The organism is Macrococcus sp. 19Msa1099, from assembly GCA_019357535.2.
GTDB lineage: Bacteria > Bacillota > Bacilli > Staphylococcales > Staphylococcaceae > Macrococcoides > Macrococcoides psychrotolerans.
This window is the reverse complement of record CP079956.2, coordinates 92,595-114,403: the sequence shown is the minus strand read 5'-3', so window position 1 is coordinate 114,403 and position 21,809 is coordinate 92,595. Positions and strand designations below refer to the sequence as shown.

The 21,809-nt window shown below is 30.0% G+C and carries 22 protein-coding genes; 13 read left to right on the top strand and 9 right to left on the bottom strand.

Annotated elements, in window-relative coordinates:
- Position 1 precedes the first annotated feature (1 nt).
- The 8 genes from KYI10_11890 to KYI10_11855 all read right to left on the bottom strand — a co-directional run bounded on the left by KYI10_11890 (position 2) and on the right by KYI10_11855 (position 7,751).
- A complete protein-coding gene (locus tag KYI10_11890; protein QYA34093.1) occupies positions 2–2,422 on the bottom strand; it encodes an FtsK/SpoIIIE domain-containing protein in 2,421 nt (806 codons plus the stop codon).
- Positions 2,423–2,443: 21 nt separating this feature from the next.
- Positions 2,444–3,268: a DNA/RNA non-specific endonuclease gene (locus tag KYI10_11885; protein QYA34092.2), complete on the bottom strand. Its 825-nt coding sequence runs from the start codon at positions 3,266–3,268 to the stop codon at positions 2,444–2,446.
- Between the two features lie 164 nt (positions 3,269–3,432).
- Positions 3,433–4,161: a hypothetical protein gene (locus KYI10_11880; protein QYA34091.1), complete on the bottom strand. Its 729-nt coding sequence runs from the start codon at positions 4,159–4,161 to the stop codon at positions 3,433–3,435.
- A 48-nt stretch (positions 4,162–4,209) separates the two neighbouring features.
- The gene (locus tag KYI10_11875) at positions 4,210–4,443 is read right to left on the bottom strand and encodes a hypothetical protein (protein ID QYA34090.1); all 234 of its coding nucleotides are present in this window, start codon (positions 4,441–4,443) and stop codon (positions 4,210–4,212) included.
- 322 nt (positions 4,444–4,765) lie between these two features.
- Positions 4,766–5,239, bottom strand: a complete 474-nt coding sequence (locus tag KYI10_11870) for a MerR family transcriptional regulator (GenBank protein QYA34089.1) — start codon at positions 5,237–5,239, stop codon at positions 4,766–4,768.
- An 11-nt stretch (positions 5,240–5,250) separates the two neighbouring features.
- Entirely contained in the window at positions 5,251–5,829 is a 579-nt protein-coding gene (locus KYI10_11865) for a hypothetical protein (protein ID QYA34088.1), read from the bottom strand.
- Positions 5,813–6,349, bottom strand: a complete 537-nt coding sequence (locus tag KYI10_11860) for a hypothetical protein (protein QYA34087.1) — start codon at positions 6,347–6,349, stop codon at positions 5,813–5,815. The genes KYI10_11865 and KYI10_11860 overlap by 17 nt, the downstream gene beginning before the upstream one ends.
- Positions 6,350–6,371: 22 nt before the next feature.
- Positions 6,372–7,751: a phage tail tip lysozyme gene (locus KYI10_11855; protein QYA34086.2), complete on the bottom strand. Its 1,380-nt coding sequence runs from the start codon at positions 7,749–7,751 to the stop codon at positions 6,372–6,374.
- An 85-nt stretch (positions 7,752–7,836) separates the two neighbouring features.
- On the opposite strand from KYI10_11855, the gene KYI10_11850 reads away from it, so the two are divergent.
- Together KYI10_11850 and KYI10_11845 are read left to right on the top strand one after the other, a co-directional pair.
- Positions 7,837–8,322, top strand: a complete 486-nt coding sequence (locus tag KYI10_11850; GenBank protein ID QYA34085.1) for a hypothetical protein — start codon at positions 7,837–7,839, stop codon at positions 8,320–8,322.
- 177 nt (positions 8,323–8,499) lie between these two features.
- Positions 8,500–9,623 (top strand): IS3 family transposase gene (locus tag KYI10_11845; GenBank protein ID QYA34084.1). Its coding sequence is split into 2 segments (ribosomal slippage): positions 8,500–8,746 and positions 8,746–9,623, totalling 1,125 coding nucleotides; the frame shifts between segments, so codons are not numbered across the junction.
- Between the two features lie 188 nt (positions 9,624–9,811).
- Here the strand turns inward: KYI10_11845 and KYI10_11840 are convergent.
- The gene (locus tag KYI10_11840) at positions 9,812–10,663 is read right to left on the bottom strand and encodes a helix-turn-helix transcriptional regulator (protein ID QYA34083.1); all 852 of its coding nucleotides are present in this window, start codon (positions 10,661–10,663) and stop codon (positions 9,812–9,814) included.
- A 206-nt stretch (positions 10,664–10,869) separates the two neighbouring features.
- On the opposite strand from KYI10_11840, the gene KYI10_11835 reads away from it, so the two are divergent.
- The 11 genes from KYI10_11835 (at position 10,870) to KYI10_11785 (ending at position 21,328) form a co-directional block, all read left to right on the top strand.
- Complete coding sequence (locus KYI10_11835; protein QYA34082.1) at positions 10,870–11,310, top strand: GNAT family N-acetyltransferase; 441 nt, start codon at positions 10,870–10,872, stop codon at positions 11,308–11,310.
- 61 nt (positions 11,311–11,371) lie between these two features.
- The gene (locus tag KYI10_11830) at positions 11,372–11,941 is read left to right on the top strand and encodes a TIGR00730 family Rossman fold protein (GenBank protein ID QYA34081.1); all 570 of its coding nucleotides are present in this window, start codon (positions 11,372–11,374) and stop codon (positions 11,939–11,941) included.
- Between the two features lie 9 nt (positions 11,942–11,950).
- Positions 11,951–12,667, top strand: a complete 717-nt coding sequence (locus KYI10_11825) for a ParB N-terminal domain-containing protein (protein QYA34080.1) — start codon at positions 11,951–11,953, stop codon at positions 12,665–12,667.
- The gene (locus tag KYI10_11820) at positions 12,668–14,068 is read left to right on the top strand and encodes a 4-hydroxyphenylacetate 3-hydroxylase N-terminal domain-containing protein (GenBank protein QYA34079.1); all 1,401 of its coding nucleotides are present in this window, start codon (positions 12,668–12,670) and stop codon (positions 14,066–14,068) included.
- On the top strand, positions 14,046–14,444 hold the full coding sequence (locus KYI10_11815) for an NUDIX domain-containing protein (GenBank protein QYA34078.1): 399 nt from the start codon (positions 14,046–14,048) through the stop codon (positions 14,442–14,444). Before KYI10_11820 ends, KYI10_11815 begins: the two co-directional genes overlap by 23 nt.
- Position 14,445: 1 nt before the next feature.
- A complete protein-coding gene (locus KYI10_11810; GenBank protein QYA34077.1) occupies positions 14,446–15,627 on the top strand; it encodes a Xaa-Pro peptidase family protein in 1,182 nt (393 codons plus the stop codon).
- Positions 15,628–15,645: 18 nt separating this feature from the next.
- Positions 15,646–16,656, top strand: coding sequence for a cysteine synthase family protein (locus tag KYI10_11805; protein ID QYA34076.1), 1,011 nt, complete (start codon positions 15,646–15,648; stop codon positions 16,654–16,656).
- A complete protein-coding gene (gene pyrE / locus KYI10_11800; protein ID QYA34075.1) occupies positions 16,649–17,278 on the top strand; it encodes an orotate phosphoribosyltransferase in 630 nt (209 codons plus the stop codon). The genes KYI10_11805 and pyrE overlap by 8 nt, the downstream gene beginning before the upstream one ends.
- Before the next feature lie 2 nt (positions 17,279–17,280).
- Positions 17,281–18,339, top strand: a complete 1,059-nt coding sequence (locus KYI10_11795) for a quinone-dependent dihydroorotate dehydrogenase (protein ID QYA34074.1) — start codon at positions 17,281–17,283, stop codon at positions 18,337–18,339.
- A 286-nt stretch (positions 18,340–18,625) separates the two neighbouring features.
- Positions 18,626–19,585 (top strand): IS30 family transposase, encoded by a 960-nt coding sequence (locus tag KYI10_11790; GenBank protein ID QYA34073.1) that lies wholly within the window; start codon positions 18,626–18,628, stop codon positions 19,583–19,585.
- 870 nt (positions 19,586–20,455) lie between these two features.
- Positions 20,456–21,328, top strand: a complete 873-nt coding sequence (locus KYI10_11785) for a RepB family plasmid replication initiator protein (protein ID QYA34072.1) — start codon at positions 20,456–20,458, stop codon at positions 21,326–21,328.
- Positions 21,329–21,809: the final 481 nt, after the last annotated feature.

The following is a 21,809-nucleotide window of genomic DNA, read 5'->3' as shown; positions in this document are numbered from 1 at the left end:
CCTACAGTCCTAGAATATCACTTGTAGATTTTTCTTTGTCAGAGTACCTATGCTTCTCTACGCTTTTATTTTTATCTTTCTGTTTATCTTCAGGTTGAGGTTGTGTATTTGCAGCATCTGATTTTTCGGTTTTAATCAGAGGTACGTCTTTAAAGTATTTAGACATATCCACTTTATATGTACGCTCCTTTTTCTCCTGTCTTTCCTGCGCTTTCTCTAATGCTGTCTTTTTAATTGGATATGATCTTTCAGATACATTATTATCCAATCTTGTCTGTTGTAGATTCATCATTGCACTATACTGTTCAAATGTATCATCTGATATCTCTTCTCCATGCGCTCTAGCAACTATTGCCTTATAGTCTACGAAGACAGGCTTGGCATAATTTTCTCTCCAGTATGTGGTGATATTATCAATTTCTTCATCTGAAATAAAAGCGCCCTGAAAGCGGGTTACATTTGAGCCACTTTTCATCAGACCGTCCCCTTTTCCTAACAATTCATCAGCAGTCATAACATGAGAAGTGTCATCTAAAGCAATAGTACTTTCAAGTCTCGTACTTGTCTGAAACGCAATTTTTAACGGTAAGTTTGCTTTGATTATTCCCGTAATTACCTCAGCACGAGGTGTTTGTGTAGCAAGAATAAGATGTATACCACAAGCTCTCGCTTTTTGACCTAATCGTTTTATCATTTTCTCTACATTCTTAAAATCTTCCAATGTATCTTTAAAGTCTGAGAATTCATCTATTACAATAAACCAGTATTTCATTTTTTCCATTTTTTCATCTTTTAATGCCAACTTATTGTAATCAGAAATTTTTCTTACATTGTTATCTTCTAATTTTTTGTATCGCTCTTCCATCTCCATCACCGCATATTCTAAGGCTGCTTCTGCATCTTCTACATCGGTTATCGGGTTTGTAATCATGTATGGAGAGTCTTTAAACATCTTAAATTCTACTTTCTTCGGATCTATAATCATCAGCTGAACATCATCAGGTGTATTATGTGATAATAAACCAATTAAAATCGTATTTAGTGCTACAGATTTACCTGAACCAGTTGCACCAACTACAAGCATATGTGGTGCATCACTAACTTTTCTTATTACAGGTGAACCATCTTTAACAACACCATACATTGTACTCATGTCATCATTCGGTTTAACATTTTCTAGCATCGAATGAAGCATGGCTCTATAATCAATAGGAATTGCAATGTAGTCAGGCTTATTATCATCGCTTGGAAATGGTACTTCTACATCAACTTTACCAGCATCAGAACTTGCTACAACTCCTCTTATCTTCAACCTATCACTAATGGCTTTAGCAATTTTACTATCGTGCGGTTGATTAGGGTTATATCTATACGAATAGCTGAATACTGCTGTCTTACTTGATATAAACGTCTCTGTTATGTTTGCCTGCAATCCAATTGTAGAAAGTTGATCTGTCACCTGTTCCTGAATACCTTCTGTAAATTCCTTTGCACGTCGTTTTTCTATCTCTACTTTTTCGCTTACGTCATTAATAAGCTCTAAGGGGAAAGTAGTCTTTACTGTCTGACTTTCACTAATCATTGCACCATTACTATTTCTATTTTTGTACCTTTCACGTCTTTTGATTACGCTTCTAGCTTCTTTCAGTTCTTTTTCTTCCGCACCTTCATATACATAGTATCTTCTATTTGCAGTCGTTTTCATCTGATCAAAACTTACTCCGTCCGTGAGATCCGTTAATATATCATGTAGATCTCTAATCTTCGTCAGCACCATTCTATTTATTTCTGTCTTTCTAGGTTTTCTGATTGTTACAGAGTATTTCTTAGTTGGTCTCTGCTGTCCTTTATCAAGCGTTGTGTGAATTTCGACCTGCATTCTTCTTATAGCAAACCTTGCGCCATGTTCCTTTTTCTTTAATTTTCTATCACTTTCATCATAGATATCTCTAATCCCTGCTCCTAGTGAGCTGATAATCTGCCTTTTTAACTTAAACGACTCTCTATCATTTAGAAATGGCTCAATTTCTCCCTTATGATGCCTTAAAACTATTGTGATAATATATAGCACTAAAAGTATCGTAAATACTATCAATGCAGTTTTCAGAATACTAGATATCAACGTCCCACTCTCTAGCGATATAGCACTAGCAATATTCTCACTCCAATTTGATGTATCAGCAAAAATCTTTTCAACAAATGGTAATTTCGACATTGCACCATCATTTTTAGCATTTGTTTCTATAAACCAGTTATGCGCATAGTTAGGCTCAAATAAGAATTCTGCCGCTTTAATGATCCATTTAGATAAAATTGATAATATTAACCCTAATACTAATAGAATGACGGTTATTACTGTTGTAGTCTTTAAAGCAAAGTATATATTTTTAGATATGCCTGCAAACGGATATTTACTTTTCATTTCTGCAACTTCCTTTCCTCTTTATATTTGCTTCTTGTATGTACCATTGACATAATCAATAGTTACATCTGGCTGTGCGTTGAATGTCCATATATCTATATTCAAAGTTCTTCCTTCATCATTTAGCGAATATGCTCTTACTCTCACACCTCTCGGTATCAACTCGTCTTCTTTATATACTGGCTTCACATGATAATATACTTTCAGTGACTTATTATTATATAAACTGTTTCTTACAATGCTTTCTATATATCCCATGCCACCGCTACCTTGACCTCTGTTTGTTCCTACATTTTGCGCTCTAGTTCCTAATATCACATTATGCGCCTTCATGTCTCCGCCTAAAGACCACGCTAATAGATGACTCTTATTATAGATATAACCTCTATAATTCGATAATTGTTCTATACGATTATTTCTTTGTTCCCCATCCCAACTTCTAGTAAAGATATTAAAAGTACCATCTGAAAACTCGCCTGCTATCTTTAAATTACTATCAAATGATGGTCTTTCTTTCACTGCTGAAGAGTTTTTATATACTGCTTCATAATCAATCAGCGAGAAAACCTCTCTAGATCTACCTTTATTATCAAGGTTACTATATTTCACCCAACCTTCTTTACTTCCTTCACTCCTCAATAATTTCATATCCTTTTGATTTATTATAGTCTTACCATCACCGATAAACTTATAGTTTTCAGGATACTTTGATGGTATGTAAGGTTCATTAACCAAACTCTTCTCATCGACATCTAATAACTGATCTTTTTCTACGAAGAGATACTTAATGTCATCTATGAAATTACTATCAAGATTAAATTTATCCAACATTTTACCTGGACTCATTCCATTAAAAAGTATAATAAATACAAATGTTAATATAATCAGAAATGTTATGATTATTTTGTTTAAGAACTCTTTCAAGAAATACACCACCTTTAATTTGAATTATATATATATTTCGTTCTTATTTGTAAATTAAATATAAAAAATAGCATAATTAAATTATGCTATTCTGAATATTCTTCAGGTGTCTGATTTAATTCTAATCTCAAATCAAATAGTGCATGATTATAGATGTAAGAATAGAGTTCATTTGGTATAAACTTATAAAGTGGATTTTCTTCTGTAATTACTTCTCTTTGATGTATGTGTTCTGCAACTCTATGCATCTGATTTCCGGAAACGTTTGGATGTAAAGTGTATTTCAATTTCTCTAGATCTACATCATCAGGGAAACCTTCTTGCTTCGCTTCTCGTTTAATCCATTCTTTTACATCCTCTTTCTCCTCTAGGAATTTCACAAACTCTTCTTCCTCGTAGTAATTATTCAGTCTATAAGATATATATTCGCCATCAGGAAACTTATCCATATATTCTTCTACAGTTGTTTTAATCGTCACTTGCATATCAATATACATAGGTACGTCTATTATATTATCAATATAGAATTTATCGTTTTCTATATTTGCTTTAAACTGTTCTTCGTCCTGGATAATCTCTCTAATTTCTAATATCTGCACTAGGGCTTCAGGATCACCTGATATATCTACTGTATAATCCACTTTTTCTGCTTTAACATCTTTAGGGAAACCATCCCACACAAGATAATCATGAATAATTTCATTATATAGTTCAGGATGCTTTCTCTTATATTCTTCTAAAAGTTCATTTTTTCTTCTTAAAGCGCTTGTAAATCCCCTTTTAAGTAAATCTTTCTGTGTAGTATTAAACTTCATTAAGGTTCACCCTTTCTTAAATTAAACATGAAATCAGGTATATGAGTACTATTTATTTTCTTCTTTTTTCTGCTTTTTTAACTTTTTTTCATAGTCTATGTAAAATTGATAAAGTGCCATTACAGACCTGAATTGCATATATTCTACCTTAGATTTACCCGTTCTTAAACGATGTAACGTTGCGATAGCTATCTGTGTTTCCTTATTAATCCTGTACGAAGAAATCGACTCATCATCTAATAGCTGATTAACCTTTTTTAGTATCTTCTTTGTCTCATCCATTTAATCACTTCCTATCTGCTCTGAATTAATTATATTTAGTTAATTATTTTATATTAATTATATCATGAAAATATAAAATCTAGGAAAAATAATGTTACGTTTTACATAATTAAAAGGCATATAGTATGAACTATATGCCCCACACACAGCAATTCCAAGATAAGGAAGTGCAGATAACATTAATTTGTCTCACTGAAAAGGAAAGAACAGTAAGACAAAATCAACACTATGCCTAAATTAATAGGCTATATAAATAGTATCACATACTATATATATATTACTAGCATATAATATAGTATTAATATCATTTTATATACTTTTATTATATTAATTCTGATATAATCATCAACTTAGTATCAGTATTTTCTATCAACTGGAAGAATATAGTGAATATGCTAGGATAGAAAACATCTCGGTCTATGATAATGAGATACTCTACTTCACCTCTTATTATCTCATCTACTATTGCCTTGAATAGACTGGTTTCATAGAACTTACCTTTTTCATATATCACTTCATCTACCTTTACTTTCTCTTTCCTACAGTATCTATCAATTAAGATAAGCTGTTTTTCTTCCTCATACCTGATGTGATCTTTTATGTATACAATATTTCTTTTTTTAGGGATTGTGCTGGTACTTCTCAGATACTCTTTGAGCTGTTCTTCCGTGTAAAGACGCCAGCCATTTTCGTCTCTGTAGTTTGGTTTGAGCTTTCCTTTTTTATCCCAAATTCTAAGAGTCTGCGGAGTTTTTCCTATCAGCTCCGCAAACTCTGTTATCTTGTATAATTCCATATAAACATCCCCTATAAAGCTCTGTTATAGACTTTGAATTCTTTGATATCATATCTTCCTTTATCATATTCAGATACTTTAAATATAAGTCGCTCCGTCACCCTGTCATCATAACGTCGGTTCTGATTTATTATTTCTGCAATTTCTCCTTGCTTTGATGTGTTATAAATCTGTACCTTATGCACACTTTCAGGACTTCTTCCTGTTCCAACATCCATACCTGATATGTCTACATACTTACTTCTTTCTAGGTTAGGATACTTTTCACGTATCTCTTTCATATTTTTAGAGTACATTTCCCAACTGTTCCAGTCAAAATATAAATGATTGAAATCTTCTGATGTTACTGAGACGTCATGATTGCCTACCAGGTTATCGTTTTCTATCTGTTTTTCAGTTATCTTTTTATTTTCACTTATAATTTTTTCTCTTTTCTCTTGCTTTGCTGTTAAGTCCTTGCTCAAATCTTCTGCTTCATTCATCTTATTATATAGAATAACCGATGAAATAATAAGCGATGTTATCAAGAAAAGAATTAATAAGTCTAATTTTCGTCGTCTTTCTTCTATAAAACTATCTTTCTTCGCCATACAATCCACCTCCAATCATTTTATTATCATTGTCTAATTGAAAAGAGATAAGTGTATATAATTCATTACTCACTTCTCCATCATGTTTTACAGATATATTCATCATCACTTCTTTGCCTTGCTCATTATATTGTCCTGAAAAGTTACTGATTTTATATTCAAAGGGTTCATAGTACTTAATATGTTCTTTTTCACTAGTCTTTTCATTAATGATCACTGGATTTGAGTTTGAGACGAACACCCCTCTTAATACGTCATAAGCTGAACCATTTCCACTTGTATCATCTTGATACTGTCCTAAGAGAAAATCATCAATCTTTCCTTTTACCACTTTCTCTAGCTCTTCTACTTCATTAGGAGTCATTGATTTGTTAAAACTTTTTGCTTTTGGAACCTTAATTTCACTAATTCTTTTCTCATCGTTTTCTATCTGTTTAGAAGATGTATAGTTGAAGAACAAAGTAACTAAGAGACCGATACCTAGCAGCATTATTAATATGTATCTTATAGCATCTTTCATGTTCTTTCTCCTTTCTGCATTCTTATTTTTTTAACCCGCTGAAGAATTTAATATTACCATCTGTTCCATTTACCACTGTATAGTATAAAGTACGAGAAGGTGCTGCTTTTGGAGGTACATTGTAATTAGCCATAATCCATTTTCCATCTGGCATTACTCCAACGACTACACCCGTATGCCCAAACTCTTCTGTTCCTGCATTTGCTTGTGGTTTATTAGATGAAAATCCATATCCTACTGTCGGTTTATCTGTTATCTTCGCCCCTTTTTCTTTATAGGCTTTCCATATCACATTACCATTACCATTCTGAGGCGGCTCTTTGCCCCATAATTGGTACATATAAGCCCATGTCAACTCGGTACATTGCCCTGTATTTCCGTATTGCGGGAAGTTATTACCTGACTTCTTAAGGTATTTTTCATCAAATCGAGGTAACTTAATGTACTTCTTATATTTTTCTGGCAAGTCCTTGTACTCGTAATTCTGAGAGATTGCTTGTCCGTTCTCTCCATTAACTTTAGTACTAATACCTATTTTACCTGTAGACTTTATTGCATCATCCATTCCTGCACAGAGTTTTTCTACTACTTTTTCCCCTGTATCACTTGTCGCCGAATTAGCTGAGACTTTACCACTTTTGCCCTGTTTTATTTTTTCTATCTTATCAGGTTCTTTTGCCCCATCCATTCCGTTCTCTTTCATATAGGCAAGTACATCCTTTGCTACTTGACCTCTATCTGCTATAACAGTTTGCTTACTATCAGCAGAACGTTCCCATTGATTATGAAAGTTTACAGCTTCTTCTATCGGATCATCACCTGAATTCAATGCAAGATCCTTTAGTATGTCAACATACATGCCATCTGCTTTTACCATATAATCCAGCTGTGCTTTAGGATCCCACCAATCTTTATCCATAGATTTCGCATGGTCTACAAGTGCATGATGCCTCTCAAAGCTCCACTGCCCCCAACCGATCCCTAACTCTCCTGAAGTAGCTTCTTTTGCCGACTTCTCCCCAGATCGCATGGGTTCGTTTGATGTCGGATCTAGTTGTGCTTCCTTTATCCAGTTCGCTACTATGCCCGCAATAAATTCAGTTGAAAATCCATATTCTCCATGAAGATAATCATAGATATCTTTAATGACTTCAGCATTAGGTATATTAGCTGAAGCATCACCCTTTTTTACTCCTGCTTTCTTTTCGTCACCTTTATCTACAGAACTATTACCATCGAAGCATCCATGCTGTGCTTCAAAGATAAGGTTTCCTGCTTTAGCTGTATTATTCATCTTAACTACATTTTGAGTATCAACCATCGGCAAAGTTACATTCAGAATAGAAAGACACGCTAATATTTTTATAGGTTTTATCAACGTTTTACTTTTTTCTTCTCTCAAAAGCCATCACTACCTTATAATTTATTAATAATTATGCTATAATAATACCATAGAATTTATAGTTTTAGAAAGGGATGAAGAATAAATGACACAAAATATTATTCAGGGTGTAGATGATGCTTTAAAAGATTTTTACGAACAAAAGGAACATTCTAAAACAGAAGCGATTCAGGATAACTTAACTGATGAGCCTGTCAAAGAAAAGACATCACAAAATGAGACACCACTCTTTAAAAGTAAGAAAAGCTTCTCAGATTTAGAAGTTTATTTTAAAGACTCTATAGAATATCTAAATGAGGTATTTACTAGATTAGGTGATGGTAGATTAAGTGACAACCTTTCATCTGAAGACAGAGAAGAGCTTATTAAGATGTTAGAGGAATATAAAGAGTCTATGGTACAAAAAGTTCAGGATGCTACAATACAGCTTTCTAATGACATAATCTCAGTCAAAAAGAATACTATCACCTCTAATGTTGATACTTCTCAGATTTTAAGTCTGAAGTATGGCTCAAGCGATTTTAAGCCCCCATACACCATTGATAACAATATATTTACTGATCCTGAGTAATATAATTTAAAAAAATTATATCTTACAAAAATAACTGCATACGACGGCTTTACAGAACCATAAAAACGCGATTTACGGGACCATGTAAATCGTGTTTTTTATGGATCGGCTACACTTAACTAGACAACTTTTATAAGGAAGGTTAGTCTTAAATTAAGAAAGTAGGCGATTCTTTTTATGGAAAAAAAGAGAAGGACTTTAAGTCCTGAATTCAAACTTCAAATGGTTCAATTGTTCAAAAATGGAAAATCTCGTAAAGATATTATTCAAGAGTATACTTTAACACCATCAGCACTAGACAAATGGATTAAAGACTATGATAAAACTGGCTCATTTAAGCATCAAGATAATCTCAGTGAAGATGAAAAAGAATTAAAAAGGTTACGTAAAGAAAATAAGCAGTTAAGGATGGAAACAGATATTTTAAAGCAAGCAGCGCTGATAATGGGACGAAAATAAAAGTTATTAGGCAGAATAGCCATCAATATTCGGTATCAGCCATGTGTAAAGCTCTTAAAATATGCCGTAGTACTTATTACTATGAAGTAAATGTCGTGAGAAAAGCAGAAAAAGAAGCACAAGAACATATACTGACAGAAAGCATTATCAGTATATTTAATAAGAGTAGAAAATGTTATGGGTCTAGGAAGATTAGAGAAGTGTTAAAAACCAAAGGTTTAGTTGTTTCAAGAAGAAAAATCATTAAGATTATGAAGGTTAATGGGCTCATTTCATTATATAACAAAGCCCGATATAAACATAAAAAGCAAAATTACAATGAACAATTGATAGATAATAGACTTAATCGAAAATTCAATAGAAAACATGCGATGGAAGTTATTGTAAGTGATTTAACTTATGTAAAAGTAGCGAATAAATGGCATTATATATGCTTATTTGTTGATCTGTTTAATCGAGAGATTATTGGCGTAAGTACCGGTAGACATAAAAATGCAGACCTTGTACTAAGGGCATTATCTAGCATTAAAGGCAATTTACATCGTGTATCTATGTTTCATACAGATAGAGGAAAAGAATTTGATAATGCGTGCATCGAAGATGCTTTAACGACGTTTGGTATACAGCGATCTTTAAGTATAAAAGGATGTCCTTATGATTATGCGATAGCAGAATCAACGTTTAAAGCTGTCAAAACAGAATTTATATATCCGAATTGCTTCAGAACATTAGATGAACTTAATTTACAACTATCTGATTATATCAATTGGTTTAACCATCATAGAATTCATGGTTCACTGAACTATCAAACGCCAGTCAGTTATAAGTTAAGTACCACATAAAAATTGTCCAGTATACTGTTGACATACCAAATTATCTTACTGATAATTAGTACTCTTTAATTTAATGTCTACATAAGTGTAATTTGTTTCTATTATAGCAAATATACAGAATGAACGGAACCTTTTATAGAAAAAATTTATGATTATTATTTTACTTATATTACTGTTAATCTATGATATGAAAGATATTAAATATGAATAGTAATACCTTCTTCTTTTAAAGTTGGGATAATATTTTTAGAAATATATATTGATTGAGGATCTTCAATATAAAACGCGAAGTATGCTAATTTTAAATATTCTCTAAATATTTTATCATTATTTAATTTTTTATAACATAAATATAAAAAATAATATATTTTGCCCATCATAAAAATATGGGTATTTTTTTTGTTTAAATATACTAAATTTTCTAAAATATCTATACAGTCGTAAATGTTATCTAAGTAAAAATGACAATATGCTAAATTATATTTAACTTTCATTTCAATATTTATATCTGAAATTTCTTTGAAATAAGAGTTATTAATACACTTATTTAAAATTTCTTTTGCTTTATACCACTCTTTATTTAATATATATACCAATGCTAATGAATTTAGAACATTAAAATCAAAAAATGAATTTATTTTAGTATGAGGACATATGTTTTTTAATATTGTTTTTGATTTATCAATTTCCCCTATATTAAAATAATATACAGCACACATCCAAGGATGTAGTTTTGTGGTAAAAAAGTAACTGTTCTTTTTAGTAGGAGATGAATTTATTAAATATTCTAAGCTCTCGAAATCATTATAATAAATAGCTTCTTTTGCTATGTCAAACTGATTTAGTTCATTTAAATACATTTTTGTAGAAATTAAATTTATATTTTCAATTTTAAGTTTTTCACACCATTTTGTAAAAATATCTAAAGAAACATTTAATTCCCCTTTTTCAAATCTGTATAGCGTAGATGGACTGCACACATTTTTACAAAGCTTACTTCTAGTAATATTTTGTTCTTTTCTTTTTGCCTCAATTACCTCATATAGCATTTCACACCTCATATTTCACAATTTTATGCACATTTGCACAATTAATTTTTGCAATAATTATAATATACAAAATATTATATTAAAAGGAGTTTGATTTTGATTATGTTAAAAAGAAGAAAGTATGTAATTATTCTGTTGATGTATACAATTTTATTATCTAGCGAACCAATAATTGGTAATCATTTGTGGTAAGGGAAATTTTGGTTATGAAAATTAGACAAGCAAATATTGATGATTTAGAAACAGTTAGTATTTTATTTAATAAATATAGAATATTTTATGAAAAAGAGAGTGATTTAAAGGGTGCAAAGAATTTCATAAAAAATAGAATTGAAAATGAAGAATCTATTATTTTTATTGCTGAGTATGGAGAGGTAATAGCGGGTTTTGTTCAAATATATCCAACATTTTCATCTGTTTCTATGAAAAAATCTTATATTTTAAATGATCTTTTTGTTGATGAAAAATTTAGAAGAAATAATTTAGGAGAAAGTTTAATAAATGAAGTTTTTAAATATGCAGTTTCAAAAGATGCAAAATATGTAACATTAGAAACTTCAATAGGTAATATCAATGCACAAAAGTTGTATGAAAAAATGAATATGAAAATTGATAATAGTGTTTTTCACTATATTAAGAAATCATAGTAAAAACCTAAGCCTATTAATAATACTTATATTACTAATTTGATATGTAGGGGGAACTATAATGGACAAAGTTTGTATCTTCTGTGGATCTAATAGTGGGAATAACAACTTATATCAAAAAGCTGTTTTAGATTTGATAGAAATAATCAAAAAAGAAAGAATGGAGATTATTTATGGTGGTGGAAAAGTTGGATTAATGGGATTAGTCGCTACCGAAGCTATTAAATCAAAAGTCTATATTACTGGTATAATGCCAGAGTTTTTAATAGATAGAGAGATTGCACATAATCAAATTGATAAATTAATTAAAGTAAGAGATATGAGTGAAAGAATAAATATGATGGCGGATTTATCTAATGGGTTTCTAATACTACCTGGTGGATTTGGTACATTTGAAGAACTATTTGAAGTCTTATCATGGAGTCAAATGGGTTTACATGAAAAACCTATAGGCGTGTTGAATATCAATGGTTTTTTTAATCCTATAATTGATCTAATTAATAATACGGTTAATTCAGGATTTGCTCCAGAAAAAAATAAAGAACTAATAATAATAGATTCTTCCGTTGAAAATCTATTAAATAAAATGAAAAACTTCAAACATGAGTTACCTAACAAATATATGAATTGAGGAGATATATTGGAATTAAGATTTATAGAAATTAATAATCTAGTTTTACATGAATACACTGAAAAAATTAGATTTCAGAAATTAATAACTAAAATTGAAGAAGAAGGTGTTCAAAAAAGTCCAATTATCGTAACAAAAATTGATAATTATTACTTGGTGCTTGATGGAGCTCACAGGTACACATGCCTAAAAGCACTTAAATATAAGTATATTTTATGCCAAATTATAAATAGTGAAGAATATTATATAGATACGTGGCAACATACTATTTCAAAGGATGATTATGCTAATCATATACAAATACTATTAAAAAATGAGCGATTTAGTAAGTTGGATAGTGAGAAGGATAAAGATATACTACAAATTAACACTATGAATGATGAAAATACTCCCGAACCTCTGGAAAGTTATATTCAATTTGTAGATTGCTTAAATAAATGTAATTCTTTTAAGAGAGTACATAAAAACGAATATAGTAAGGATAGTGTAAAAGTAATTTATCCTGAAGTTGATGAGGAACTAATTAAGCTTTTAGTAAATAAAAACAGAAGAATACCAGCAGGAATTAGTAAAGTCAATCTTAAATGTGGAAGGATACTTGGTGTAAGTATACCTTTGCAAATATTAAATGAGAATACTTTTCATGATATATATATCGATAAAATAATGAATAATATAAGAAAATATGAAGAAACTATTTATTTATATGAAGGGATGATTTTATAAATGAAATTAAATGATGGGCGAGTAGTTTATATAAATGGTGAGCAAATAAAAAATGTATTATCGATAGATATTCTTAATAAAACATACGGTTATATTGAAAAGTATTATGAATTACAAGAAACTAATTCTAATCATACGTATGAAGAAAACAATATTAAAAAGTCTGTTACTTTTTTAAAACCAAAAACGATAGAAGATTTAAGAAGAAAAAGAGAAGTTTATTATGACATTGCTAAAGAATCATTTGGAATGTTAGGTAGAACTCCAGATTTCTTGAATCCAGGAATTATGAGCTTATCAGAGCACTCTTCATTTTTAGGTAAAAATAAGTATACAGACTTTTCTTTAAATGCAAAAAAATATTACGAATACATAAGTGAAAATGATTTGTTTGTCTCCCATGCCTCTATTAATGTACAGATGGATAGAAGCAAGAGTTTAGGTGAATTAAATCATGATTACGCAGCTGTAAAAATTATTGAAACTGACGAACAGGGGATAACAGTGAAGGGATCAAAAATGATTGTAACTCTATCGCCATTAGCAGATGAATTGTTGATTTTCAATATGCCTGGACTTAAAGAAGGAGATGAATCATTTGCAGTTGCATTTGCTATCCCAGTAAATACACCAGGTATTAAAATTATATCAAGAAAAATGATTAATAAAGAAGGATACAATGAGTTTGATTATCCACTGTCTAATTCTCTAGAAGAACTGGATGCATATGTAATTTTTGAAAATGTAAAAGTTCTATGGGAAAGAGTTTTTGTATATAAAAATATTGATACCTCAAATCATTTCTTTGATAGCTCTAAGATAAGACATCATACAGGACATCAAGATATTACTAGAGGACTTGTGAAACTTGAGTTTATTACTGGTGTAGCAATTGAATTAGCTGAAAAACTAGGGCTAAGTAACTTTATTAATATTCAAGAAAAGTTAGGATATCTAACAAGTTCTATTGAATTAATTAAAGCAGGTATTTCTAGATGTGAAGAAGAGGCAAATTTTACTGCTGAAGGAATCCTTACACCTGAAATAAAAACAATACAAGCGATTAGATATAATTTACCTTTTATTTATAAAAATGCAGTAGATTTAATTCAAGAATTATCAGCAGGTTCAATGTTGTCTGTACCAACTGAAGCAGATTTATTAAATGAAAATAAATCAATACTAGAGCAAAGTCTTTCTTCCGATTTATGTGATGCAAATTATCGAATAAAATTACTAAATTTAGCATGGGACTTAACGGGAGAAGCGTTTGGTCAAAGACAAAAAGTTTATGAGTATTATCACGCGGGAGATCCAATGAGGATAGGAGCTATGCACTATTTGACTTATCCTAAAAATGATTTAACAGAGAGAGTGAGTGGGTTACTTGATAGATTATAACTGTGCATGTCTTGTAGATATTAAAGATGACAAAATATTATTAGTAAGGGTAAGAAAAAATGAGAAATTTTATCTTCCGGGTGGGAAGATTGAAAAAGGGGAAGATGTTAAATCAGCATTAATAAGAGAATTAAATGAAGAACTGGATATCAACATTCATGAGAATGACTTAGTATACTTATACGATATTGTTGGTAATGCATACCCTGATACTAATAAACAAGTTAAATTAAATTGTTTTAAAACAACTGCTGTATTAAATCATATCTCAGCAAATGAAGAAATAACAGAAATAAAATATATTAGTTTATATGATTTTACTAAAATGGCACCAGCTGTAATTGAATTAATAAACCAAAAAATTAAGGAGACATGAATTGTATAATAGAACAGAAATAGAAAAAATTTTAAATGAAGAAAATGCTGATGTATTTATTGCTACAACAAAAGAAAACTTTAAATATTTAACTGGCTTTTTTCCGGTTTGTAAACAATTAAGACCATATAATAGTGAAGTTTTCGCTGTGATACATAAAAATAACTTGGATGAAATACATATCATACATTCATTAGGCGAAATAGATCAAGTATTAGATGCTTATTCAAATATAGGTATAGTACATACCTATGGGAAGTTTTATAGAGAAAGAAGAGAACATTGTCTTCTAACGAAAGACGAATTAAAATTACTTCAATATTCAAACCCTAAAACCAATTATGATACATCATATCTTGCTTTAATAGAATTATTAAAAAAATTATCTGTATCAAACATAGTATTGGATGAAGAAGGATTAAACAATTCTCAATATACAAAATTAAGTGATTATTTATCAAATTATAATGTATTAAAAGGTTCCTACTTAATAAAAAAGGTAAGAAGTATTAAAACAAATAAAGAGATAGAATTGCTAAGAAAGTCAGCTAACATACTAGAAAAGTCTATTATGCATATTAAGGATCTAATTTATTCAGAACAGGTTGATGAAAAGGCTATTGTTCAAGAATTTAATACCCAAGTTTCCAAGCAAGGAGCATTACCTGTACTTCCTATGATAAAGGTCGGCAGAGAATCAGTAGGTGGGCAGAGAAAACCTAATAATACTAAACTGACTGATGAAAGTTTTATTTGGTTCGATTGCGATATTGTATATGAAGGTTATTGGGCAGATGTAGCAAGAATTGTTGTTAAAAACCCTAATTATTATAAACATAAAGATTACTTTAATATCTTAAGAAATGCTCAAAGATCTGCTATAGAAAGAATTAAACCGGGGATGCACGCCTACGAAGTATATGATTTAGTGATGAATGAAGTTAAGAATAATGGAATCCCTCATTATAAGAGGAATCATGTTGGTCATGGTATAGGTTTAGAACCTTATGAATTACCTGTTCTTTCAGAAAATAATATTGAATTAATAGAAGATGGGATGGTTTTATGTATTGAAACTCCCTATTATGAGTATGGAATCGGTGCAATTCATATTGAAGATTTAGTCTTAATTAAAAATGACGGTAATATTGTATTAAATGAAACAGATGGTCATTTAATATAGTAGTGATGGGAGGATACAATGAATAATCATATGTCTAATTTGATAGGTAATACCCCTACTTTAGTTTTAAAAGGAGGGATAATACCTGAAGGAAAAGAGCTAATACTAAAATTAGAATATTTTAATCCTAATTTTAGTATTAAAGATAGGACAGCTTGGGGACTATTAAAATACTCAAAAGAGTCTGGGATTTTAAAAAATGAGGATATAATTATTGAGTCTACTTCAGGTAATTTAGGTAAATCGATAGCAATGTTTGGTGCTATAGAAGGTATTAAAACAAAATTAGTAATCGACCCCAAATTGGATCAATCTGTTATTAATTTATATAAAGCATATGGTGCTGAAGTAGTGTTAGTTAATGATAAAGATGAATCAGGTAACTATCAAAGAACTAGAATTGAAAAAGTAAAGTCAATTATTAAAGAAGACGAAGCTAATTCTTATTTTTGGTTAAATCAATATGAAAATAATTTTAACCAAAAATATCATTATGAACATACTTCTTTAGAGTTCTTACAAGAAGAATTTGAATTTTTAACTTCTGCAGTTAGTACTGGTGGGCATTTAACTGGTATAGCCCAAAAAGTAAAAGAATCTTCTCCTCTTAAGATGATTATAGGTGCAGATGTACTAGGTTCTTGTATATTTGAGCAAAATAAACAATCATATCTAGTTAATGGTGCAGGATTAGCATGGAAGAGTAGTAATATAAATTTTGACTATATTGACAATTATACTATCGTATCAGATGAGTTAGCAATATCACTTTGTAGATATTTCGCTAAAGAATATGGTGTTCTTGTAGGAGGATCATCAGGTTTATCAATTGCAGCAGCTATTAAAGTATTAAGAAGTTCAGATAAAAATCGAGGAATCGCAATTGTCCCTGATACAGGTATTAATTACCTTAATCAGATTTATGACGATAATTGGATTAAAGATAAAAATGTACGAATTTCATCCTCAGAAAAAGATTTAATTAATTTAATTGATAAATTAGAATTAAAGGAGTGTCCCGATGAATAGCTTTTCAGAATATATAGTAAACAATGAAATAATAAAATTTGGAGATTTTACATTAAAATCTGGAAGAAAAAGTCCTTATTTTTTCAATTTTGGTTCGTTTCATAATGGTATGAGATTGTGGGATTTAGGTGAGTTTTATGCTGACTATATTTATGAAAATAAAATAGAATTTGATGTTATATTTGGATCAGCTTATAAAGGGATTCCAATAGCTCTAGCCACTACTTTTGTTTTAAACAAAAAATATAAAATGAATATAGACTATGTATTTAATAGGAAAGAAGAAAAAAGTTATGGAGATAACGGTAAATTTATAGGTGCTGAAATAAAGAGTAGAAAAGTATTAGCATTAGATGACGTTTTGACCTCTGGTAAAACAGTATTGGAAACAATTGAAATGATTAGAGAAGCTAACGGAGAATTAGTTGGTTATTTAGTGGCATTAGACAGACAGGAGAATGGAATTGATTCCAATATTTTAGCAAGTCATTTTATTAGCCAAAAATATAATTTGAATATTTATAGTATATCAAGCATTAGAGATGTAATAGACAGTTTAAAAAATGTAAATAGAACTTCTGAGTGTAAAAGATTAGAAGAGTATCTAGCTAGGAACAATTAAGTATGTATAGATTTATAAAAAAAATATTATTTTTGATAGACTCTGAAAATGTACATAATAAGACAATAAATATATTAAAATTGATTCAATCATCCATTATTTTCAGAAAAATATTTAGAAAAACATTTTTTGTGAATTCTCCACTATTAGAAAATAATATACACGGTATAAACTTTAAAAATCCTATTGGACTTGCCGCTGGATTTGATAAATCATGTGAAGTTGCATATATTCTTCAGAGTTTAGGGTTCGGTCATATAGAAATTGGGGGAGTCACACCCCTTCCACAAGAAGGAAACCAGAAACCAAGATTATTTAGATTAAAAGAAGATAAAGCTATCATTAATAGGATGGGATTTAATAATAGTGGTATGTATAAAACTAGATTAAATTACAAAAAATTCAATTATGAAATTCCAGTGGGAGTAAATGTAGGTATAAATAAAAATACTAATGATAGAATAAATGATTTTATAAAAGTGATAGAATATTTTTCTAATGATACTCCATATTTTACTATTAATATTAGCTCGCCCAATACAAAGGGATTACAAGATTTTCATCAATTAGATATGTTAGAAAGTTTAATTAAAAAAATTAATGAATTAAAATCCACTCAAAATATAGAATTACCAATATTTATTAAAATAACAAGTGATATATCTTATGAGTTATTGGATGAAATTTTACCTCTTATTTCAGAGCATTTTGAAGGGATAATAGTAGCTAATACTACTCAAAATAGAGATGGACTTTTTTCTAAATATTCTGTTGAACATGGTGGATTAAGTGGTAAACCCTTGTATGATAGAAATTTAAAAATGATCAAACATATATATCGAAAAGTAGGTAGAAATTTAACTATAATTGGAACTGGAGGTATCTCTAATGCCGATGAAGTAGTTAAAATGATTGAAGCTGGAGCTTCAATCATTCAAATATACACAGCTCTTATATATGATGGACCATCTATAGTAAAGAAAATTAATCTTAAATTGATAGATTATATGAATGAAAATAATATTTCTAACATAAGTGAAATGATTGGTAGTCAAACATAGTAATATATAATCGATATCTCCACGCTCATATAAAGATCAGAAATTAAGAATATGCATTATGATAATAACCCTATAAAGTTTTTTAAATACTAACTTTATAGGGTTATTATCAATGTTTTTCAGCGAGTAAATAATTTAATCTATATAGTAATTTATTTACTTGTTAATTAAAATGTGAAATTTTTATTTCGTCGATTGTAAAATTAAGCTAGACAACTAAAAAAGCCTTCTGTGCTAAACTCAATATGTATTTCCGACCAAAGAAAACATAAGGAGTTAGTACAGAATGGCCTATAAACATCTTAACACGGATGAACTCACGTTCATAGAATCATATTATCATCAAGATCTTTCGGTAAAAGAAATCGCAAAGAGATTGAAACGATCAAGACAGACAATTTATAACGTAATAAATGCACTTAAGACAGGTATAACTGCACTGGAATATTACCAAGAGTATAAGCAAAGAAAATCAAATTGTGGCAGACATAGAATAGTACTTCCAGAAAATCAGTCAGCTTATATTCGAGAAAAAGTAGCCGATGGCTGGACACCTGACACCATTATTGGCAGAGGTGAACACCCGATTGATTGTTCTGTAAAAACTCTTTATAGAATGTTTAAGGAAAACGTCTTTTCGGTACAATCTTTACCTATGAAAGGTAAAAGGAAGCCAAATGGTCATTGTGAAAAAAGAGGTAGACAGTCTTTCAAAAGACACATTTCTGAAAGAATAGAAGAGTTTCCTTTCTTCTTTCAAGAATTTGGTCATCTTGAAGGTGACACTATCATTGGCCGTAATCATGGGAGTGCTGTCATAACCTTAGTAGAAAGAATCTCTAAGATGATTATCACTGTACGACCTCAAGGTCGCAAGGCAGATGATAGTGAAGATGCTCTTCACTCTATGTTTTCAGCTTTACCTGCTCATATATTTAAATCGATTACTTTCGATTGTGGTAAGGAGTTCTCCAACTGGAAAACAATCTGTAAACGACACGATATCTCGATATTCTTTGCTGACCCCGGCACTCCGTCGCAACGTGGATTGAATGAACATTCTAACGGGATACTTAGACGCAGTGGATTAGATAAAGAATTAGACTTTAATTCAGTCACTGATGATCATATCATTAGTGTTGCTCAAAATATTAATCATCGTCCCAGAAAATCGCTGGGCTATAAAACACCATTGGAAGTATTTATGAGTTTCATCGAAGATGAGGAATTGTCTAGCTTATTTTGACAAACGAAAATATTAAAAAGAATCCGATTAAATTTAAAAATGAATAATGATGTTACCTTAACAAGTTCCGTTATCTTTATAAACGTTTTATTAATTCCGTTTCTTATTATGTCACTTTGTAATCGGTTTGGGAATAGTTTGAAATATCTCACAGTGTTATTTCATTTGGATTATTTTTCTTTGTTGATTTATATATTTTTAAAGCTTACATGACTGGAAAAATTAAATAGCATAACTTACATTGTGTTACTCGTAATAAATCATAAATAATGATTGAAATATACATTTAAAGATGTATTGAATTTATATATTTTGTTGTTGAGTAAGTAGTTACATTTACTGTGTTTTTATGATACTAGCAAAGCGTCGTTTTCATAAATATAATTTACTCCATATTAAGAGTTATTTTTTGTATATAGTGCTAATTTTCAGTTGAAAAAATTTAAATACACTAAAAGTATCCAAGTAACAAAATGTCCTTTTTGAAATAGGTTAAAGAAATCGTGTAACAAAACGACCTTTATTAACTATTGTTTTTTATTTTAAAAGCTATTTATATATGAATTCTTTAATGAAATATATATAAAATCCCCTTTTTTATCTTTTAATATATTTTTAAAACCTTTTAAAATCTTTTAGATGTCTCTAATCCTTACTCTCGCAATAGGTATAGAGTTAATCAAAGGACAATTTGTTACTTTTTAAAGGACGTTTTGTAACATATAAAAGGACGTTTTGTAACACTTAGAAGGTCATTTTGTAGCATTTAAAAGGTCGTTTTGTTACAAAAAAAGGACTAATTGTTACATTAGACTTTAAATAGTTTTTGTAAGGACGTTATGTTAGAATAGCCCTTAAGAGGTGAAAAGTATGTCTAAACAAGAAAGAAGCTATGTAACTAAATATCAAAATGAAATGAACTTAGTACCTTTAAAAAACTTCAACGCTGTAGAAATAGACTTATTCTTTGCTATATGTACGAAGCTTAAAGACGAAGGTGTACAAACAGTAAAGTATGACTTTACAACTCTTAAATCCTTAAGTAATTATTCAAGCAGATCTAGAGAAAGATTTATTAATGATTTAGAACGTATTTACGATAAAATGCTAAATCTTACATATACTAAGCGTAGTGGCAGGAGTTTTGAAAAGTTTGTTCTATTCACACATTATAAGTTAGATGATGAAGAGAATACTTTAGAAATATCGATTAATCCCAAACTTGAGCATATATTAAATAATCTTACAGGTAATTTTACTAGATTTGAGCTGCAAGAACTAACAAATATTCAATCAGGTTACTCAAAAAATGTATTTAGATTACTAAAGCAATATCGACGTACAGGCTTCTTTAAAATTGATATAGAAGATTTTAGAGAAAGATTAGATATTCCTAAGTCTTACCAAATGTCCGATATAGATAAACGTGTACTTAAGATAGTTCAAAAAGATTTACAAGGTGTATTTACTGGATTGAAAATCAATAAGATAAAAAGAGGCAGAAAAATCTCACACTTAGAGTTTACTTTTCAAAAAGAAGAGATATATGAAGCACCAAAAAAGTTTAGTACTAATAAGATAAAATCTATAGAAATGACACCTCAGTGGTTATTAGAAGAAGAGATAGCAGAAAAAAAGAAGCCAACAAATAATTCCAAAAAAGAAATGACACCTGAAGAGTTGGAAGAATACAGGAAAGAGACCTTGCAAATAATTATGAATCGTGACTATTTGCAAAACTAGAGTGATTTAGACTAAAAATATTTACCGATAAGATCTGTTGTACAAAAAAGTACACGTCTTGGATTTGAACAAATTGTTGAATTTTCTTAGAAGTTATACGCTATTGTTGTTTGAAGATTAGACCAGATTGGAAGAAATACGGAAGATTTAATTTTTATCGACGATGTATTAAATGACAGATGGGTGTTTCCATAGTATTCAGGAGAATATCGCGATGGGTTGATTAAGTTCTAATAGTCAGCTTATCATTCATTCCTTTGTGGTTTTCTCAGAATTTGAGGATGACTTAATCCTAGAAAAATTGGCGGTAGAGAGAGTGTCTGTCAGAGTAAGAGGATGTCTCGGCAAAGAATCTAAGTAATGTAACGATAGTGATATTAAATTCCTCAAGACACCAGTAGATAACGGAATATCTCTCAAACCTAGCGAAAAGAAGTGGAATATATCTAAATCTAGCATCTATCATAGTAGTCATTGCAAA

Coding starts and splice junctions, on each gene's coding strand:
- KYI10_11890 (QYA34093.1), bottom strand. CDS start 2,422: ATGAAAAGTAAATATCCGTTTGCAGGCATATCTAAAAATATATACTTT.
- KYI10_11885 (QYA34092.2), bottom strand. CDS start 3,268: ATGAGTCCAGGTAAAATGTTGGATAAATTTAATCTTGATAGTAATTTC.
- KYI10_11860 (QYA34087.1), bottom strand. CDS start 6,349: ATGAAAGATGCTATAAGATACATATTAATAATGCTGCTAGGTATCGGT.
- KYI10_11875 (QYA34090.1), bottom strand. CDS start 4,443: ATGGATGAGACAAAGAAGATACTAAAAAAGGTTAATCAGCTATTAGAT.
- pyrE (QYA34075.1), top strand. CDS start 16,649: ATGAATAGCTTTTCAGAATATATAGTAAACAATGAAATAATAAAATTT.
- KYI10_11805 (QYA34076.1), top strand. CDS start 15,646: ATGAATAATCATATGTCTAATTTGATAGGTAATACCCCTACTTTAGTT.
- KYI10_11835 (QYA34082.1), top strand. CDS start 10,870: ATGAAAATTAGACAAGCAAATATTGATGATTTAGAAACAGTTAGTATT.
- KYI10_11870 (QYA34089.1), bottom strand. CDS start 5,239: ATGGAATTATACAAGATAACAGAGTTTGCGGAGCTGATAGGAAAAACT.
- KYI10_11880 (QYA34091.1), bottom strand. CDS start 4,161: ATGAAGTTTAATACTACACAGAAAGATTTACTTAAAAGGGGATTTACA.
- KYI10_11830 (QYA34081.1), top strand. CDS start 11,372: ATGGACAAAGTTTGTATCTTCTGTGGATCTAATAGTGGGAATAACAAC.
- KYI10_11795 (QYA34074.1), top strand. CDS start 17,281: ATGTATAGATTTATAAAAAAAATATTATTTTTGATAGACTCTGAAAAT.
- KYI10_11850 (QYA34085.1), top strand. CDS start 7,837: ATGACACAAAATATTATTCAGGGTGTAGATGATGCTTTAAAAGATTTT.
- KYI10_11820 (QYA34079.1), top strand. CDS start 12,668: ATGAAATTAAATGATGGGCGAGTAGTTTATATAAATGGTGAGCAAATA.
- KYI10_11840 (QYA34083.1), bottom strand. CDS start 10,663: ATGCTATATGAGGTAATTGAGGCAAAAAGAAAAGAACAAAATATTACT.
- KYI10_11785 (QYA34072.1), top strand. CDS start 20,456: ATGTCTAAACAAGAAAGAAGCTATGTAACTAAATATCAAAATGAAATG.
- KYI10_11790 (QYA34073.1), top strand. CDS start 18,626: ATGGCCTATAAACATCTTAACACGGATGAACTCACGTTCATAGAATCA.
- KYI10_11865 (QYA34088.1), bottom strand. CDS start 5,829: ATGGCGAAGAAAGATAGTTTTATAGAAGAAAGACGACGAAAATTAGAC.